Below are 17433 nucleotides of genomic sequence, written 5' to 3'. Positions count from 1 at the left end.
GGCATCGTCCGTTCAGACTTGGCGCGACACCTGACGGAACAGATGTGCGCCCGACCTGCGCCACCGCCCCCGTCCTGCAACCCGCCAGCAGTCGTTGCAACAATCTACCTGAATTTACAACGTTTAACAGGGCTGACCTCCGCTGCCGGGTCATGATCGTTCCAGGCATTTACGCCACCAGCCTGGAGGATTAGGAAATGGCCAAGCGTGCCCTTGTCGTCATCGATCTGCAGAACGACTACTTCCCTGGTGGGAAATGGAGCTTGAGCGGCGTCGAGGCGGCCGCCGCCAACGCCGCCCGGCTGATCGCCGCCTTCCGTGCGGCGAAGGAGCCGGTCGTCCATATCCGGCATGAGTTTGCCACGGCCGAGGCGCCGTTCTTCGTTCCAGGCTCCAAAGGAGCGGAGATTCATCCCGTCGTCGCCAGCCGGCCGGGGGAGCCGGTGGTGCTGAAGCACCAGATCAATTCCTTCCGCGACACCGAACTGAAGTTCCTGCTGGATGGCTGGGGCGTGGAGGAGGTGGTCATCTGTGGCGCCATGAGCCACATGTGCGTGGATGCCTGTACCCGAGCCGCGGTCGATTTCGGCTACAAGGCGACGGTCGTCCACGATGCCTGCGCGTCCCGCGATCTGGCGTTTGGTGGCATCACCGTACCGGCGGCCCACGTCCACGCCGCCTTCATGGCGGCTCTCGGCTTCGCCTACGCCACGCTGCCGTCCACGGACGAGTTCCTGGGCAAGGTCGCCGTCGCAGCCTGAGCGCACCCGCGGGATTTCGCATCATGAAAAGCATGGTGACTTGCGCCGCCTCCGGCGCCACCCGCCGCGACGTCCTGGCCGGCGGCATCGGCCTGACTGCCGCCGGGCTCGTCGGAGCGGCCTTTCCCCATCGGACCGGCCATCGCCGGTACCTCCCACGCAGGAGAGCACATCATGGGTACGATCAAGACCAAGGACGGCACCGAGATTTTCTACAAGGACTGGGGACCGCGCGAGGCGCAGGCCGTCGTCTTCCATCATGGCTGGCCGCTGTCGGCCGACGATTGGGACAGCCAGATGCTGTTTTTCCTGTCGAAGGGCTACCGGGTCGTCGCGCATGACCGGCGCGGCCACGGCCGCTCCACCCAGACGGCCACCGGCAATGAAATGGACACCTATGCCGAGGACGTGAAGGCGCTGGCCGCCGCGCTGGAGCTGAGGGGAGCGATCCATGTCGGCCACTCCACCGGCGGCGGCGAGGTCGCCCGCTATGTGGCGCGGGCGGAGCCCGGGCGCGTGAAGAAGGCCGTGCTGATCGGCGCCGTGCCGCCGGTGATGGTCAAGTCCGACCGGAATCCCGGCGGCCTTCCGCTCGAGGTGTTCGACGGCTTCCGCGCGCAGGTGGCCGCCAACCGCGCGCAATTCTATCGCGACGTGCCGGCCGGCCCCTTCTACGGCTTCAACCGGCCCGGCGCGGCGGTGTCGCAGGGCGTGATCGACAACTGGTGGCGCCAGGGAATGATGGGCGGGATCAAGGCCCAGTACGACTGCATCAAGGCCTTCTCCGAGACCGACTTCACGGAGGATCTGAAGGCGATCGACGTGCCCGTGTTCCTGATGCACGGCGACGATGACCAGATCGTGCCCATCGCGGACTCGGCGATGCTCGGCATCAAGCTGCTGAAACATGGCAGCCTGAAGATTTACGAGGGCTTCGATCACGGCATGGCCACCACGCGCGCGGACGTGATCAACGCCGACCTGCTGGCCTTCATCCGGGATTGATCCGCCTGAAGTCCACCCACCATGAAGCGACGGAGGCAGCCATGGTCCATCCGGTCCAGCGACCCGTACCGTTCACCGTCCCGCGGCGGTCTTTCCTTGCCGGGGCCGCCGCGCTGGCCGCGGCCGGCACGACGGTGGCCGGGCAGGCCATAGCCGCCCCGCCGCGGCGGTTCGGACACGGCAGATTCCAGATCGACGTCTTCAGCGACGGCTTCATCACCCTGCCCGATACCGTCATAGCGCCGGATGCCACGACGGCCGAGAGGGCCGACATCATCCGGCGGCTGGGCGGACGGCAGGGAACAGCCGACATTCCCGTCAACATCCCCCTGATCCGGACCGGCGAGGCGCTGATCCTCGTCGACACCGGATCGGGGGACAAGTTCCAGGCCACGGCCGGACGGCTGCGGGACAATCTTCTGGCCGCCGGCATCGCTCCCGAATCCGTCACCCATGTCGTGCTGACCCACGCCCATCCCGACCATGCGGGCGGTATCCTGCGGCCGGACGGGACGCTGTCCTTCCCCAACGCCGCCTATCACGTGGCAGCGGCCGAGTGGGATTTCTGGGTGGAGCAGGACCCGGCCGCGCGTTATCCCGGCTTGAGCGGTTTCGTGCCGGGTGCCCGCCGCGACCTGGGAGCCATCGCCGGGCGGCTGGTCCGCCTGCGTGACGGGGACGAGCTGGTGTCCGGCATCCGTGTTCTCGCTACACCGGGCCACACACCGGGCCATATCTCCCTGGAACTGGCCGGCGACGACGGCCTGCTGATCACCGGCGACGCCATCACGAACGTCGTCGCGTCCTTCGAACATCCGCGCTGGCGCTTCGGCTTCGACACCGACCAGGAGCAGGGCATCGCCACGCGCAGCCGTCTGATCGAGCGGGCGGCGGCGGAGAAGCTGCGCATGCTCGGCTATCACTGGACCAGCCCCGGCTTCGCAATCGCCGAACGGCATGGCGCCGCCTATCGCTGCGTCGCGCTGTCCTGACCGCCGCAGGCGGTGAACGGAAGACCGGCATCTCCCCAACAAACCCGCAACCGCAGGCCAGTCACACGGAGCGAGCGTCATGACCAAGCCGTTTCTGACCCATGCCAACGGCGCCCCGGTCGCCGACAACCTGAACATCCTGACCGCAGGGCGCCGCGGGCCTGCGCTGCTGCAGGACATCTGGCTGCTCGAGAAGCTGGCCCATTTCGACCGGGAGGTGATCCCGGAACGGCGCATGCATGCCAAAGGCTCCGGCGCCTACGGCACCTTCACGGTGACGCACGACATCACCCGCTACACCAAGGCGAGGCTATTCGCCGAAGTCGGGAAACGAACCCCCGTCTTCCTTCGCTTCTCCACGGTGGCGGGAGAACGCGGGGCGGCCGACGCGGAACGCGACATCCGTGGTTTCGCCGTGAAGTTCTACACCGAGGAGGGCAACTGGGACATCGTCGGCAACAACACGCCCGTCTTCTTCTTTCGCGACCCGTTGCGCTTTCCCGACCTGAACCATGCCGTGAAGCGCGACCCGCGCACCGGCATGCGCAACGCCGGCAACAACTGGGATTTCTGGACCCTACTGCCGGAAGCGCTGCATCAGGTGACGATCGTCATGTCCGACCGCGGCATCCCCCGCTCCTATCGGCACATGCATGGTTTCGGCAGCCACACCTTCAGCATGATCAACGCCGCCCACGAGCGGGTGTGGGTGAAGTTCCATTTCCGCAGCCGGCAGGGCATCGAGAATTTGACCGATGCGGAGGCCGAGGCCGCCATCGGCAAGGACCGCGAAACCCATCAGCGCGATCTGTTCGACAGCATCGAGGCCGGGAACTTTCCACGCTGGACCCTGGCCATCCAGGTGATGACGCAATCCCAGGCCGCGTCCCACCGCCACGATCCGTTCGACCTCACCAAGGTCTGGCCGCAAGGCGACCATCCCCTGATCGAAGTCGGTGTGCTGGAACTGAACCGCAACCCGGAGAATGTCTTCGCCGAGGTGGAGCAGGCGGCCTTCTCCCCCGCCAACATCGTGCCCGGCATCGGCTTTTCCCCCGACCGCATGCTGCAGGCCCGGCTGTTCTCCTATGGCGACGCCCAACGTTACCGGCTGGGGGTGAATTTCAGCCAAATCCCCGTCAACGCGCCGAAATGCCCCTTCCACAGCTACCATCGCGACGGCGCCATGCGCACAGACGGCAATCTGGGTGCCACGCCGTCTTACGCTCCCAACAGCGGCGGCGAATGGGCGGGGCATCCGGACGCCGGGGAGCCGCCCCTGCCGTTGGAGGGGATGGCGGCCCATTGGGACCACCGGACCGCCGAAGACCATTGGGAGCAGCCGGGCAACCTGTTCCGACTGATGGGGCCGTCGCAACGCCAAGCCCTGTTCGAGAACACCGCCCGGTCGATAGCAGGTGCCGCCCCCCATATCCAGCGGCGCCACATCGAGAATTGCAGCATCGCCGACCCGGCCTATGGCGCGGGCGTGGCGGCAGCGATCGCACACACCGCCATGTCGGCGATGGAATAGGAGAAAGCAATGACGATGGGAAAGGCAATCATCACCGGAGCTTCGTCAGGCATCGGTGCCGTCTATGCGGAACGGCTCGCACGGCGCGGCTACGACCTGGTGGTCGTCGCCCGCGACCACGGCCGTTTGGCCGCTCTCGCGGAACGGTTGATGACGGAGCATGGCGTCGCGGTCACCCCTTTGGCCGCCGACCTGACCAGCGACGGCGACCGCGAGCGGGTGCTGACGATGCTGCGGGAGGACGACGGGCTTACGCTCCTGGTCAACTGCGCCGGCATCGCACCGAAGGCGCCGCTGCTCGATTCCGAGCCGGGCGGGCTCGACAGCATGCTCCACCTCAATGTCGACGTCCTGCACAGCCTCGCTGTGACCGCTGCCCAGGCGTTTGCGAAACGGCGGCGGGGGGCGATCATCAACATCGCCTCGGTCGTCGCCCTCATGCCCGAGCGGTTCAATGCGAGCTACTGTGCCAGCAAGGCGTTCGTTCTCGCATTCACCCAGGCGATCTCCGCGGAGTTGAAGCCGTACGGCGTGCAGGTGCAGGCGGTGCTTCCGGGCTTTACGCGGACCGAGCTGTTCGAACGCGCGGGCGTCGACATCGCGGCGATACCGCCGGAGATGATCATGGAAGCCGGCGACATGGTCGATGCGGCGCTCGTCGGCTTCGACCGCGGCGAGGTCGTCACCATTCCGTCGCTGGCCGATATTCAACTGTGGTCCGACCTGGAGAACGCCCGGCTGGGACTGGCCCCTTACCTGTCATTGAAGCAGCCCGCTGCCAGATACACGGCCTGAACCGGCGCCCGCTGATCCGGCCCGCGCATGGCAGTCATCCGATATCCGTCTCAGCACCCGCTTGATATATAGGATTCCTATGTATATGGTTGAGCCATGGAGACGCCGAAAACCCCGACACCGATCGAACATCGCATCCGCGAGGGCCTTTCGCGGCTGGACTCGGTCCTTCGCTCAGAGGACTGGGTCCGCGCCAGGGCCGCCGGGCTCAATCCGACGCAGCATGCGATCCTCGAGTATCTGATGGGCCGGGCCGAAGGTGCGGCCGTCAGGGACATCGCCTTCCAGCTCGGCGTCTCGCAGCCGACCGCGACCGAGTCCATCGCCGCGCTGGAGCGCAAGTCCCTGGTCGTCAAGCACGCCTCGACCGTCGACAAGCGCGCCGTCGATGTCTGCCTGACCGAGGCGGGCAGCGCGGCGGTCATGACCGGCGATCCGGGACCCGGGGCACTGGAACAGGCGGCGGGCACGCTTTCGGATTCGGACAAGGAGCATCTTCTGATGACCCTGGTCACGATGATCAAGCGGCTGCAGGACGCCGGCGCCATCCCCATCCAGCGCATGTGCGTGAGCTGCCGCCATTTCCGGCCCTATGCCCACGCCGGTGCGGCGAAGCCGCATCATTGCGCCTTCGTGAACGCGGCATTCGGCCAGCGGGACCTCCGCATCGAGTGCCGCGACCACTCCATGGCTGATCCTTCGCTCCAAGCTGCCACTTGGGGCGCCTTTCACAAAGGATAGCTCGAACCTCCAGGCAAAAGAGACGGAAGGAAGCATAAGCATGTTCGCAAAGCTCTTGACCGGGGCGCTCGCCGCCGGAACGCTATCCTTGTGGGTCGGTGCGGCTCACTCCCACCCGATCGAAGCCAAGCCCGTCGAAGCCGTGACGGCGTCGTTCGATATCATCGAAACCGTCGTCGTCACGAAGAAGGACAAGGCCATCTTCACGACGCGCGTGCGCGGCACCGCCGGATCCGACAAGCCGGCTGCCACGGGCAAGTTCGAAGGTTCGGATGTCTACGCCTATGTCTGGCCGACCTCGCTGAACAGCGGTGAAATCGGCTTCGAACGGGATCAGGGCATTGTCGCCCTTGCCGTCACCTTCCATCCGGATTTCGACGACGCCGCCTATGGCGGACGCAACCGCGACGTCTGGCACCCGCACTGGGTCGTCCTGAACGAAGACAAGGCGTGCAAGGGCGGACTGAAGGTGACCGATATTCCGAATGGTCAAAAGCCCAAGGTTCCGCCCACCTGGCCGAAGGTTCCGCTGCTGATCGACAGTCCGGACTACCCGACGACGTTCAAGGGTGATGCGGTCGAGGTTTCGATCCCGCTGTCCCTGCTCGGCGGCATCGGTGGGGCGTCGTTCGACGGCGTCACGGCCGGGCTCAAGGTGAACGGCAACCTGCATTCGCCGCTGCTCTGCGTCGACAACGTGTTCAAGGTGGCGTCGGGCAATCTCAGCCTTCCCGGCAAGGTCGCCACCGGCAAGTGACGAGGGGCGCCGGTCCGCCGACTGCCATCGGCGGACCGGCATGCTTCTTCCTCCAGGCAAATGGAGAGAGGAGAGCAGCTCCAATATCCGCATTCCCACCGGAAGTGCAATCGCGCCGGCTCTCTCCACAGCAAGCCGTGCCGATTCCGGAGCCGGCGTCCGTGTCATCGATGCCGGAGGAGAGGTAATTCATGCCCAAAATCGCGCTGGTGCTTCGGCACGTCCATTTCGAGGATCTCGGAACCTTCGCCCTGCCCTTCGAGCAGGCGGAATACGAGATTCGCTATGCCGACGTCGGAGATGCGAACTTTCCGCCGGACCATCTCCAGGATCCGGATCTGCTCGTCGTCCTGGGGGGCCCCATAGGGGTCTACGAGGAGGCGGTCTATCCGTTCCTGGCCCGGGAACAGGCGTTCATCGCCGCGAGGCTCGCGGCCCGGCGACCTTTGCTCGGCGTGTGTTTGGGCGCGCAGTTGATCGCCGCTGCCGCCGGTGCACGCGTCTTTCCTTCGGGTATCAAGGAGATCGGCTTCAAGCCCGTTTCCCTTACCCCTGCCGGGCGGAAAAGCCCGCTGCGCCATCTGGAGGGAACGCCGGTGCTCCACTGGCATGGCGACACCTATTCGCTTCCCGCGGGCGCGACGAACCTCGCCTCCAGCGATGCCGTCGAGCAACAGGCCTTTGCCATTGGAAGAGAGGTTCTCGCGCTCCAGTTCCACGCCGAGGCGGATTGCGGCGACGGGTTCGAACGCTGGCTCGTCGGTCATGCCGCCGAACTGGCCGCCGCAGGAATCGACCCGGCCGCCCTTCGACGGGACGCCCACACCATCGGTCCGGCTCTGCACGAGGCGGCCGGCAGGATGATCACGCAGTGGCTGTCCGGGTTGGACGATGTCTGAGGTCAGCGAACCCGCCCTTGCTGCAGAGCCCGCGAAGGGCCTTCCGCGGGTGAACATGGGGCCAGGCAGAGGGCCTGAGACCGGTTGTTCATCCTGGACAATTCCCTCCTCTTCAGACCTGAAGGCTCCGAAAGCCGACCGGGTCCTGCGGAGGAGATCACCCTGACCCGACCTTCCTCCGGCATCCGGCAGGACAGGGGCAGCGCCTGCAGATCGGCATTCACGCGACGCTCCCATGCGACGGCGCCATCCCGACGCGCCTCGGCAAGCGCTTGCCGATAGCTTTCGCCCGCCCGCTCTCCGGCATGGGGCAGGCCATCGGCGAGAAGGATCGTGCCTTTCACGCGATGGAGTTCGGCAAGGCACCAGCGCTCTCCCGAGGATGCACAGTGCGCTATCGCGGCATCGATCACCCTCAGCGCGTCCGCATGCTTGCCCAGGTCACGGAGTGCCCGCGCCGTGACGGATTGAAAGATCGTCTGGAACAATGTGAAGCCGCTGTTGCGGAGAGCCGGCAGGTTCACGTTCAACTGATGGGCGCAGTCGTCGGGACGCCCCTTCCGGAGCGCGATCTCGGCCTCGAAGCAGGCGGCGTAGCAGTTCCATACGTCGAGCGAAAGGGCCTTCGTATGGTCCTTGAGGAGCCTCACATAATGGACCGCAAGATCATCGCATCCCGCGAGCAGCGCGATCGGACAGGCTGCTTCCGCCAGGGCATTGCTGAGAGAGAGATCGTGCCGGATGTCCTCGGCATAGGCCAATGCACCCTCCACCTCGCGCAAGGCCTGTTCTTCGTCCCCCAGAAGCCAATTGCAGCGAGCCAGGGCAATGCGGGCCGTAACGGTCTGATCGAACTGGAAGCGCACGGAATGGCAGTTCGCCGGCAGTGCGGCGTATTCGCTGAGCATCTGCAGAAGGTGATCCCGGGCTTCGGCGTGGCGACCGAGCCAGTGCAGGGTCGCGCCATACAGCCTTTTGCCGATGACCATATCGGCCGGATCGGGCGAGGACGGGGCGAGGGCGCGGAAACGATCCGTGAAGGTGAATCCGAGGCGCGGTTCGGCACGGTTGATCGCATCGACCCACAGTGCCCAGATCGCCCGGAGCTGATGGTCGATGTCGCCGATATCCTCGGCGATCCGCAAGGCCTTGGACCACGCCGCGACGCCGTGTTCCGACGCACCCGCGGGACGGATGCGTGGCCAGCCGAGTGCTGCATACAGCTTCATGCGGTTCCGCTCGTCCAGGCCGGGATGGGCATCCAGGTAGCCGATCGCACGCCTGACCCAGGTCAGGCATTCGTCCAGCAGCGAAAGCCGGTAGAAGAAAGGCAGCGCGGCGACGGTGAGCCGCACGCCCAGCCGTAAATCCCCCGTCCGGCGAAGGCCCATTCAAGTGCGGCGCGCAGATCGTCGGTATGTTGGGCATAGTTGCGCGTCCAATCGGCCACCGGTACCGACAACAGTTCGCGGTCCGCACTTTCCAAGGTGGCTCGCAGATACTCGGCCAATCTTGCCGTGACGGTGTCTGCATCACCGGTCTCGGCGAGCTTCTCCGATGCATAAAGCCTGGTGGTATCGAGGAGCCGATAGGCCGTCGGACTGGAGGAGGCGTCCGCCACGACAAGCGATTTCGCCACGAGCGCGGCGAGGTCGGCTTCCGCACTTCCTCCGGAAACGACGGCCGCCGCCGCCTCTTCACTGAACCGGCCACGGAAGACCGACATTTCACCCAAAGCGGCCTGTTCCGGCTCGGGCAGCAGCATATAGCTCCAGTCGAGTGTCGCCCTCAATGTCTGATGACGGGGCAGCGCGGTCCGGCGGCCGCGGGTCAGCAATCGAAAGCAGTCGGACAAGGATCGGGCCAGAGCCTTCACGCCGATCGTCTCCAGACGACCGGCCGCCAGTTCGATGGCGAGTGCGATGCCGTCGAGTTTTTCACAAATGTCGCAGACATGGGGGGCGTCTTCATCGGTCAGTTCGTACTGCCCGAGGCAGGCGTCCGCGCGCTCCACGAAGAGCTGAACTGCGGGCGAACCCATCGCCGCGCTTGCGGTCAGCGCCGTCGCCGGAAGCTCCAGCGGCGGAATGCGGTGCACACGCTCCCCGGCGGCCCTCAATGGCTCGCGGCTGGTTGCAAGAATGCGCAGATCCCGGGTCTCGGCCAGCAGGCACTCGGCGAACGACGCGATACTGCCCACCAGATGCTCGCAGCTGTCCAGGATGAGCAGAGTGGGGTGCGGGCGCAGGTGAGCAACGATCTCGCGCAGAATGTTGTCGGTTCGCGAAAGGATGCCGAGCGCCGATGCCACCACGGTCGGCACGAGGCCCCCACCGCCCACGGAAGAAAGATCGACCCAGATGATGCGGAGGTCCGAGGGAGCGTGCGCGACGACCTCGCGTGCGACCGTCGTCTTGCCGATGCCTCCCGGTCCGACGACGGTGAGAAGCCGGGAGCGGCAGAGCTGTGCGGAGATCGTCTCGACCACGCTCTCCCGTCCGAAAACCCGCCCCGTACCGGGGGCCGCCGTGAAGCGGCGGGGCGTGGGGTCGTCGGCCTCCGCCGCCTCGTCGGGCGCACGCCGCCTGGTCACCGGCGCAATGAACGCATAGCCCCTGCCGGGAATGTTGGCGATGAAGCGGGGGTGGCGCTGGGTGTCGTTCAATGCCCGCCGGATGCCCGAAATATGCACGCGGAGATTGGCCTCATCCACGACGGTGTCGGGCCAGACATGCTTCACGATTTCTCTGTTCGTGCGGACCTCGCCGGCGTGGGCGATCAGATGAATCAGGATGTCGATTGCCCGGCTGCCGAGTGGCACCACCTGCCCGTCATGCAGCAGCATGCGCCGGGACGGTATGACCCTGAAGGGGCCGAATTCCAGTTCCTCTTCCATGCGGCGCTCCTCATCGGAAGGTTCTGCAGGGCGGAATGGCGGAAAGGTCGGTGACGTGGGCAGCCTGCGACGGCAGGCTGCATTTGATCGGCACTGTCGCCCTTTTTTCCCCCCGGTCTTTCGTGAAGCTGCGGAGGTTTTTCGCGGGGTTGTCGCCTTGAGGTCTTCAGGAAAGGCGGCGGCGATAGGCTCCGGGTGTGCAGCCCATCGCCCGCTTGAAGGCCGTGCCGAACGCCGCCTGGGTTGAGAAGCCGGACCGATGGGCCACCGTCACAAGCGGCATATCGGGATCGCTGAGCAGTTTCCGCGCCAGCGCAAAGCGTTCGGCGCTGACGAAGCCGTGGGGTGTCTTGCCAGTCAGCCGCTTGAACATGCGGGCGAAGTGGAAGGGACTGAGACAGGCGACCGTGGCGAGTTCGCCGACCGAGATGTCGCGTTCCAGATTGTCGCGGATGAAGTCGATCACCCGTGAGATCCGCTTCGGACAATCCGCTTCCTGTGGGGTCTGCGAGGGCTCCGGGCGGTCGTGGGCGTAGGCGTGGGCAACGCGGGCGGCCAGCGCCAGCGCGGCGGACTCGACCATCATCCGGCCGGCAGAGGTTTCCTGCAGCAGTTCCGCCCGGATCGACAGGCCGATCTGCCGGATGAGCGGATCGCGCAGGTCCGCAAGATATCTGATCGCATCCGCACGGATGCGCGAATCGCCATAGAGGTCGGCGAGCCCGTCGAACCGGTCGGCCGGCAGGTAAATGTGCAGGATCTCGTCGAGCGGTGCGGAGATGCTGATCTCGTCCTCGCCGACCCCGACCGGGCACAGCCAGATGTTGCCTTCCTCCACGGCCGAGCGCTGGCGGACGCCGGCCCCTTTGCGCCTGACGAAGGCGCCGGGGCTGCGGCGCGTGGCCAGCGTGATCTCCATCTGGGTCGGCACGATCGCGGGCAAATCACCGGCCGGGTGAGAGCGCAACTCCGCGGCGACGCCGTTCCAGCCACGGCCGAGCGATGTGGCTGCCAAACCGGCGTTGGGAAATTTGAAGGTGCCGTGCGCGTGCAGGTTCATTGGAGCACTATGGAATCACCGGCACCCCCGGCCACTATACAGGCGTATCGCAGAAGTGGCGGCGCCGGGCTGCTACTGCTTCTCATCCGGAGGCGAGGTGAATGCGGCAAGTCTTTTCCAGATGGCCAAGCCTTGCGGAGACCTCTGCCGGGGCACCGCCCGATCCCGACGTGCTGCCGGCTTGGATGACCGCCACGGCGCCGCGCCGATGGCCGATCGCCGCGTACGATTTCGCCGTTTCCGCCCTGCTGGTCTGCGCCCCGGTGATCCTGGCGGCGGTTTCCGCCTCGCAACCGCCCGAACGGCATGACGTAGCCCTCCTGACCGGAGCGGCCGCACTCCTGTCCGCCGTTCTGGCCGTCCTGTCGATGATGAGGTTGAGGCGGGAGACGCTGCATTGCCGGCGGCAATACGGGGAGATTTTCGAGCGCGCCGGCATCTCCATGTGGCGAGAGGACTGGACGGCCGTCGCGGAGGCCGTCATGGCGCTGCGCCGAGCGGGGGTCAGCGATCTGGAGAGCCATTTCGCCACCCATCCGGACGAACTCCGGGCACTGAAGGCGCGCGTGATGATCCGTGACGTGAACGCCTTCACGCTGGAGGAGACCGGGGCGCCCGGAAAGGACGTCTACATCGGCCCGCTCGACCGGCTGCTTCCCGAAACCGACCAGACCTTCGTGCAATGGCTGGTTGCCTTCGGCCGCGGCGATCGGTTCTTTCGCTCGGAGGCGCATCTGACGACCGCCGAAGGCGTCGAGATCGACACGCTCTTCACCGCCATGCTGCCGCGCGATCTTGCCGGCTTTTCGAACATCGTCGTGACTTCCGTCGACATCACCGCCTACAAGAAGGCGCAGGCGCGGCTTGTCGCCGCTCAAGCCGACGCCGCCAAGACTTCGCGGATTTCAACGGCCAATGCCTTCAGCGCCTCGGTCGCGCACGAAGTCAACTCACCGCTGGCTGCCATTCTGGCAAACGCCCAGGCTGCCCAACGCCTGCTCCGGGCAACCCCGGCGGACGTTGCGGAAGCGACGGCCGCCCTGCAGGACGTCGTCACCCAGGCATCGCGCGCCCGCGACGTCGTGGCACGCATCACCTCGCACTTCAGCAAATCCCCGGGGTCCTTCACGCCGGTCGACATCGTCCAGGTGGCCCGCAATGCCAATCTGCTGGTGGAAACGGACCTGCGCTCCCACGGTGCGGTCGTGCACCTCGCCGCACAGGACGATCTTCCGCTCGCCATGGCCGACCCGGTGCAGATCCAGCAGGTGTTCGTAAATCTCATGCTGAACGCCGCGCAAGCCATGGGGGGCCGGCCGGGCCGGCGGGACATCACGGTGACCCTTCGCCTCGCGCAGTCGTCCCTCGTCGTCGACGTGACCGACACCGGGCCGGGCGTGGCGCCGGAACGGCGCGCGCAGATCTTCGAACCATTTCATTCGACCAAGCCGGGCGGCATGGGCATGGGGCTGGCCATCTGCCGCAACTGCCTCGATGCGCATGGCGGGGACATCTGGGTGGACCAGGCTCCGGGAGGCGGGGCTGCCTTTCATTTCACCCTTCCAATCGCCAATGGCTGACACCGGACGGACGCGCGACGTCGTGGCGATCGTCGACGACGACCCCTTCATCCGGACTGCGCTGCGAAGGCTCGTCCTATCCATCGGTTACGAGGTTCTGCTGTTCGACAGTGCGGAGTCCCTGCTGTCATACGGTGCTGTGGGGGACCTGTTCTGCGTGCTGGCCGATCTCCAGATGCCGAGGGTCACGGGGATCGACCTGATCCAGGCCCTCTCCGAACGGCATCCCTCGCTTCCCGTCATCGCCATGACCGCCTATCCGAACGAAGCGATCCGGCAGCGGGCGCTCGACGCGGGAGCATCGACCTATCTCACCAAACCGTTCGATGCGGCCATCCTCGAGACATGCCTTTCGAGGTTCAGTTCGCGGCATGGTTCATGATTTACTGTCCGGCATGAAACCAGTCGTCCATATCGTCGATGACGATCCGGCGCTGCGCAGAGCCCTGAAGAGGCTCTGCGAAACCGCGGGCCTGACCGCCGTCGAACATTCCGATGCCGATGATCTCGCCGAAAAGACGCTCGCCCACCGACCAAGCTGCGTGCTGCTCGACGTGCGGCTGGCGGGTCAGAACGGGCTTGCCGTGCAGGAGGCGCTGCGGGATGCCGGCAGCACCGTGCCGATCATTTTTCTGACCGGCTACGGCACGATTCCCATGACCGTGCGCGCCATACGTGGCGGCGCGATCGAGTTCCTGACCAAACCGGTCGAGGACGAGGTGCTGTTGGAGGCGATCAGCCGGGCTATAGAAGCGGATACCGCTGCTTTGGACGTGAACCTGGCCCGGCGCGAGATTGCCGACCGCTATGGCACCCTCACCGACCGCGAGCGCGAGGTGTTGGCTTGCGCCATTGGCGGTCTGATGAACAAGCAGATCGCCGGGGAACTCGGTCTCTCGGAAATAACGGCGAAGGTGCACAAGCGCCACGTGATGGAGAAGATGGGTGCCCGGTCATTGCCCGATCTCGTCCTCATGGCCGCGCAACTCGGGATCCCCGCCCGGCGGCGGCGGTGAACGGTCCGGTTCTGTGAACCGAAGGCGCCACAGCACGCTCAGGAAGACGACACCGGAAGGCACCTGCAGGCGATTCAGCACGGAGCCGGTACGCTCGTTATCTCTATACCGGCTGCGCCGGCGTCCCGCACCACCAACCGGGTTTATGCGGCAACGCCAATGCCAACTCGCACAAGCGCCCCGCCCACCCGTTCAAGATCAGGGATCGATCCGCTTCATCGTCTTACGGCAATGGACCAGCGCGTCGCGGATCATGAAGTTGACCAGGGTAGGCGATACGCCGAGCGTCGCCGCGATGTCCTTCTGGCTGTGGCCGTGGATACGGTGCATTTCGAAGGCATAGCGGGTGCGCTCCGGCAGATCGGCCAAGGCGGATTCGAGCGTTTGCAGGAGTTGGCGGTTGACGTTCACGCTTTCCGGCGACGCCGCGTCCGGCGTACTGACCGCCTGCCCTTCCTCCTCCGACGCAAGCAGACGTGACTCCATGCCCTTCCGGCGGTAATGATCGATGGCCAGGTTGCGGACGACCATCATCAGATAGCCCGCCTTGGCCCGGATGGAGCTGGTCGATTCCGCCCCCAGGAGTTTGAGAAAGGCGTCCTGGACGACATCCTCGGCATGGTGACGGCAACCGGTGATCCGCTCGGCAATGCCGATCAATGAGCGCCGGTGCGTGGTGAAGACGTCGCACAGGGTCTGACCTTCCGCGGATCCTACCTGTCGCATGGAGAGTTCCTCGTGCAGAGTGAAGCCGTGGCGGGGCTGCAATCCCTATTGCTTGACAAGCAGCCGCAGGCTAATGCAACTGACAATCATTTGCAAACAAGGAATCGGCAGAATTTCTCTGCGCGGTTTCCAGTGTGCGTTGTAGGGGCTTTGGATGACCGATCGTCTTGCCGGGCTCCGCCCGACCACACGACGCCACGGTGCCTGCCGCAGAGGGCCCAGGCTGGGCTGGCTGACGGTCTGCTGCGTTGCAGGCAGCTGTACGGCACTGCCTGCCGATGCACTTTCGATCACCGTTGACCCGTCTGCCGCTCCAGCGGCCATCGAACGGCCGGCACCGCGGGAGATGCCGCTGGAGATTCCCGCCCTCCCCCTTCGGGAGGCGCTGACCGTCTTCGGCCGGCAGAGCGGCCTGCAGATTCTCTATAGCCCCGACATCCTGTCCGACCATCGGTCGCGAGCCCTGTCGGGCCGGATGGATCCGGCGGTCGCGCTTTCCATCCTGCTGAGCGGAACCGATCTCGCCTTTGAAATGCAGGACCGGATGGTGACCATCGGCCGGCTGCAGGAGAACCCCGGCTTCTTGCCGGGCCTGACGGTGGAGGGCCGCATGCCGCCGGCCACACAGGCGGCGCAGATCCCCAGCCACAGCCGCAGCGCCGCCAAAACCGCACCCCCTGTCGAGGATCTGCCGCAAGGTCTTGCCATCGTCACGCGGGAGGAGTTGGACCAGCGCGACGTCCAGGACATCAATGGCACCCTCGCCTACAGCGCCGGGGTCCGCCCCATAGACTATCCCGGCGGCCAGGGCGCCATCGACGTTTTCGTCCGCGGTTTCCGCCAGAGTTCGGAATCCGTCATGATCGACGGTCTGCGCAGCGGCTACAATCCCTACGGGCTGGAATACGAGCCCTTCGGCGTGGAACGGGTGGAGGTGCTGAAGGGACCGGCGTCCACGCTCTATGGCGCCATGCCTCCGGGCGGCGCCATCGCCCTGACCAGCAAGCGGCCGACCGGCACTCCGCTTCGCCGGATCCAACTGCAGGGCGGCAGCCATGAGCGGCGGCAGGTCACGGCCGACCTCGGCGACCGGATCGATGCCGATGGGGCGCTCCGCTACCGCCTGACGGTGCTGTCGCGGCGAAGCGGCACGCAGGTCGAACGGACGCCGGACGATCGCCTCTATGTCGCGCCGGCCCTGTCCTGGTCGGCCGGCGAGCGGACAGACGTCACGCTGCTCGCCAGCTATCTCGATTTCCGCAAGATGGGAGCGGAGCAGAGCTTTCCGGCATCGGGGACGGTGCTGGACAATCCCTATGGCCGCCTGGATTCAAGCCTGTTCCTCGGCTATCCGGGGCTGAGTTCCTACCGGTCGCGCACCCTGTCGGCCGGCTACGACATCCGGCATGCGCTGGACGATGACTGGACGCTCAAGCAGACCCTGCGCTACAGCCGCAGCCGCGTCGGCTATCTGTCGAGCTGGGCGTCGTCGGGCTTGCTGGAAGCGGACCGCATCTACCGTTTCGGGCTGCAGGACCGGCCAAAGACCAGTTCGACCCTTCTGGTGGATACCAGCCTGCAAGGCAGCGCCGCCACCGGGCCGCTGCGCCACAGCCTGCTGGCCGGGATCGATCATGGCCGCCATCGGGCGCACGAGACGCGGCGGAACGGAACGGTGGCCGACGGACTCGACGTCTTCGATCCGGTCTATGGCGGTCCCTATGTTTGGGATGCGACGCTCGCCCGCGACCTGACCGAGCGCATCCGCCAGACCGGCCTCTATGCCCAGGATGAGATCGCCGCCGGCAACTGGCGGCTGACGCTCGGCGGGCGGCTGGACTGGAGCCGCAGCGGCGGAATCGGCCGCCTGTCCGGCGGTCCGCTGGTGGAAACCACACAGTTCGACCGGGCCTTCAGCAAACGCGTCGGGCTGGCCTACCGCTTCGAAAGCGGCGTGACGCCTTACGCCGGCTATTCCACCTCCTTCCAGCCGAACAGCGACAGCGACGTGCAGGGCCGCCCCTTCTCCCCGAGCCGGGGGGCACAGCTGGAAGCCGGGCTGCGCTACCGGCCCAAGGGCTTCGACGGCCTCTTCACCCTGTCCCTGTTCCGTGCCGTCCAGCGCAATCTCACCACCGCGGACCCGAACAATCCCGGCTATTCCATCCAAACCGGCGAGGTGCGGTCGCGCGGCGTCGAAGTCGAAGCCAAGGCGGCGCTCGACGCCGAGACCGAATTGACCGCGGCCTACAGCTACACCGACGCGCAGGTCACCCGCGACAATCCCTATCCCGGCGGTACCGACAAGACCGGAAGACGGGTGGCCTCCGTCCCCCGTCATGCCGCCGCGGTCTGGCTGCGGCGGCATATCGACGAGGGAACGGCCGGCGGCCTGACCGCCGGCATGGGGATGCGCTATGTCGGCGCAACCTACAACGCGGCAAACAGCATCCGCATTCCCTCCTACCTGCTGGTCGATGTCAGCCTCGGCTACGATCTGGGGCGGCTCGGCCCGTCGCTCGACGGCGCGAGTTTCACCGTGACCGCGACCAACCTGTTCGACCGGCGTTATTTCTCCCCGGGCTTCTATGAGAACTCCGTTTTCTACGGCAACCGCCGTGCGGTCCTCGCGACCCTGTCCTACAGCTGGTGACGGCGGTCAGCCGACCGC

At 66.0% G+C, this 17433-nt stretch carries 16 protein-coding genes; 12 read left to right on the top strand and 4 right to left on the bottom strand.

What is annotated here, in order from left to right; all coding sequences use genetic code 11:
• Positions 1-197 precede the first annotated feature (197 nt).
• The 8 genes from AB8P05_RS16550 to AB8P05_RS16515 all read left to right on the top strand — a co-directional run bounded on the left by AB8P05_RS16550 (position 198) and on the right by AB8P05_RS16515 (position 7484).
• Entirely contained in the window at positions 198-761 is a 564-nt protein-coding gene (locus AB8P05_RS16550) for a cysteine hydrolase family protein (protein ID WP_455173530.1), read from the top strand.
• A 174-nt stretch (positions 762-935) separates the two neighbouring features.
• Entirely contained in the window at positions 936-1766 is an 831-nt protein-coding gene (locus AB8P05_RS16545; RefSeq protein ID WP_472759382.1) for an alpha/beta fold hydrolase, read from the top strand.
• A 41-nt stretch (positions 1767-1807) separates the two neighbouring features.
• Positions 1808-2758 carry an MBL fold metallo-hydrolase gene (locus tag AB8P05_RS16540; protein WP_472759381.1) on the top strand — a complete coding sequence of 317 codons (951 nt, stop codon included), beginning with the start codon at positions 1808-1810 and terminating at the stop codon, positions 2756-2758.
• A 79-nt stretch (positions 2759-2837) separates the two neighbouring features.
• Positions 2838-4292, top strand: coding sequence for a catalase (locus AB8P05_RS16535; RefSeq protein ID WP_472759380.1), 1455 nt, complete (start codon positions 2838-2840; stop codon positions 4290-4292).
• A gap of 9 nt (positions 4293-4301) precedes the next feature.
• Positions 4302-5087: an SDR family NAD(P)-dependent oxidoreductase gene (locus AB8P05_RS16530; RefSeq protein WP_472759379.1), complete on the top strand. Its 786-nt coding sequence runs from the start codon at positions 4302-4304 to the stop codon at positions 5085-5087.
• 96 nt (positions 5088-5183) lie between these two features.
• On the top strand, positions 5184-5828 hold the full coding sequence (locus AB8P05_RS16525; RefSeq protein ID WP_472759378.1) for a MarR family winged helix-turn-helix transcriptional regulator: 645 nt from the start codon (positions 5184-5186) through the stop codon (positions 5826-5828).
• A 40-nt stretch (positions 5829-5868) separates the two neighbouring features.
• Positions 5869-6585, top strand: a complete 717-nt coding sequence (locus AB8P05_RS16520) for a hypothetical protein (protein WP_455173525.1) — start codon at positions 5869-5871, stop codon at positions 6583-6585.
• Positions 6586-6776: 191 nt separating this feature from the next.
• Positions 6777-7484, top strand: a complete 708-nt coding sequence (locus AB8P05_RS16515) for a glutamine amidotransferase (protein WP_472759377.1) — start codon at positions 6777-6779, stop codon at positions 7482-7484.
• Between the two features lie 2 nt (positions 7485-7486).
• Here AB8P05_RS16515 and AB8P05_RS16510 read toward each other — a convergent pair whose 3' ends face one another.
• The 3 genes from AB8P05_RS16510 to AB8P05_RS16500 all read right to left on the bottom strand — a co-directional run bounded on the left by AB8P05_RS16510 (position 7487) and on the right by AB8P05_RS16500 (position 11440).
• Positions 7487-8839, bottom strand: a complete 1353-nt coding sequence (locus tag AB8P05_RS16510; protein ID WP_472759376.1) for a hypothetical protein — start codon at positions 8837-8839, stop codon at positions 7487-7489.
• Complete coding sequence (locus AB8P05_RS16505; RefSeq protein WP_472759375.1) at positions 8776-10380, bottom strand: ATP-binding protein; 1605 nt, start codon at positions 10378-10380, stop codon at positions 8776-8778. Before AB8P05_RS16505 ends, AB8P05_RS16510 begins: the two co-directional genes overlap by 64 nt.
• A 166-nt stretch (positions 10381-10546) precedes the next feature.
• Entirely contained in the window at positions 10547-11440 is an 894-nt protein-coding gene (locus AB8P05_RS16500; RefSeq protein ID WP_455173522.1) for a helix-turn-helix domain-containing protein, read from the bottom strand.
• Positions 11441-11541: 101 nt separating this feature from the next.
• On the opposite strand from AB8P05_RS16500, the gene AB8P05_RS16495 reads away from it, so the two are divergent.
• Genes AB8P05_RS16495 through AB8P05_RS16485 form a run of 3 tightly spaced genes read left to right on the top strand, consistent with a single transcriptional unit; the run spans position 11542 to position 14036 of the window.
• The gene (locus tag AB8P05_RS16495) at positions 11542-13020 is read left to right on the top strand and encodes a sensor histidine kinase (RefSeq protein WP_472759374.1); all 1479 of its coding nucleotides are present in this window, start codon (positions 11542-11544) and stop codon (positions 13018-13020) included.
• A gap of 22 nt (positions 13021-13042) precedes the next feature.
• Positions 13043-13402, top strand: coding sequence for a response regulator (locus tag AB8P05_RS16490; RefSeq protein WP_455173520.1), 360 nt, complete (start codon positions 13043-13045; stop codon positions 13400-13402).
• A gap of 13 nt (positions 13403-13415) precedes the next feature.
• On the top strand, positions 13416-14036 hold the full coding sequence (locus tag AB8P05_RS16485) for a response regulator transcription factor (protein WP_455173519.1): 621 nt from the start codon (positions 13416-13418) through the stop codon (positions 14034-14036).
• 198 nt (positions 14037-14234) lie between these two features.
• Here AB8P05_RS16485 and AB8P05_RS16480 read toward each other — a convergent pair whose 3' ends face one another.
• Positions 14235-14762 carry an RNA polymerase factor sigma-70 gene (locus AB8P05_RS16480; protein ID WP_472760121.1) on the bottom strand — a complete coding sequence of 176 codons (528 nt, stop codon included), beginning with the start codon at positions 14760-14762 and terminating at the stop codon, positions 14235-14237.
• Between the two features lie 346 nt (positions 14763-15108).
• Here AB8P05_RS16480 and AB8P05_RS16475 point away from each other — a divergent pair, with 346 nt between their 5' ends.
• A complete protein-coding gene (locus AB8P05_RS16475) occupies positions 15109-17415 on the top strand; it encodes a TonB-dependent siderophore receptor (protein ID WP_472759373.1) in 2307 nt (768 codons plus the stop codon).
• The last annotated feature ends 18 nt before the right edge of the window (positions 17416-17433 follow it).

It is taken from the genome of Azospirillum sp. VT-I1 (assembly GCF_055698305.1).
This window is presented reverse-complemented; position numbering and strand designations above follow the sequence as displayed.

Coding starts and splice junctions, on each gene's coding strand:
- AB8P05_RS16550 (WP_455173530.1), top strand. CDS start 198: ATGGCCAAGCGTGCCCTTGTCGTCATCGATCTGCAGAACGACTACTTC.
- AB8P05_RS16545 (WP_472759382.1), top strand. CDS start 936: ATGGGTACGATCAAGACCAAGGACGGCACCGAGATTTTCTACAAGGAC.
- AB8P05_RS16540 (WP_472759381.1), top strand. CDS start 1,808: ATGGTCCATCCGGTCCAGCGACCCGTACCGTTCACCGTCCCGCGGCGG.
- AB8P05_RS16535 (WP_472759380.1), top strand. CDS start 2,838: ATGACCAAGCCGTTTCTGACCCATGCCAACGGCGCCCCGGTCGCCGAC.
- AB8P05_RS16530 (WP_472759379.1), top strand. CDS start 4,302: ATGACGATGGGAAAGGCAATCATCACCGGAGCTTCGTCAGGCATCGGT.
- AB8P05_RS16525 (WP_472759378.1), top strand. CDS start 5,184: ATGGAGACGCCGAAAACCCCGACACCGATCGAACATCGCATCCGCGAG.
- AB8P05_RS16520 (WP_455173525.1), top strand. CDS start 5,869: ATGTTCGCAAAGCTCTTGACCGGGGCGCTCGCCGCCGGAACGCTATCC.
- AB8P05_RS16515 (WP_472759377.1), top strand. CDS start 6,777: ATGCCCAAAATCGCGCTGGTGCTTCGGCACGTCCATTTCGAGGATCTC.
- AB8P05_RS16505 (WP_472759375.1), bottom strand. CDS start 10,380: ATGGAAGAGGAACTGGAATTCGGCCCCTTCAGGGTCATACCGTCCCGG.
- AB8P05_RS16500 (WP_455173522.1), bottom strand. CDS start 11,440: ATGAACCTGCACGCGCACGGCACCTTCAAATTTCCCAACGCCGGTTTG.
- AB8P05_RS16495 (WP_472759374.1), top strand. CDS start 11,542: ATGCGGCAAGTCTTTTCCAGATGGCCAAGCCTTGCGGAGACCTCTGCC.
- AB8P05_RS16485 (WP_455173519.1), top strand. CDS start 13,416: ATGAAACCAGTCGTCCATATCGTCGATGACGATCCGGCGCTGCGCAGA.
- AB8P05_RS16480 (WP_472760121.1), bottom strand. CDS start 14,762: ATGCGACAGGTAGGATCCGCGGAAGGTCAGACCCTGTGCGACGTCTTC.
- AB8P05_RS16475 (WP_472759373.1), top strand. CDS start 15,109: ATGCCGCTGGAGATTCCCGCCCTCCCCCTTCGGGAGGCGCTGACCGTC.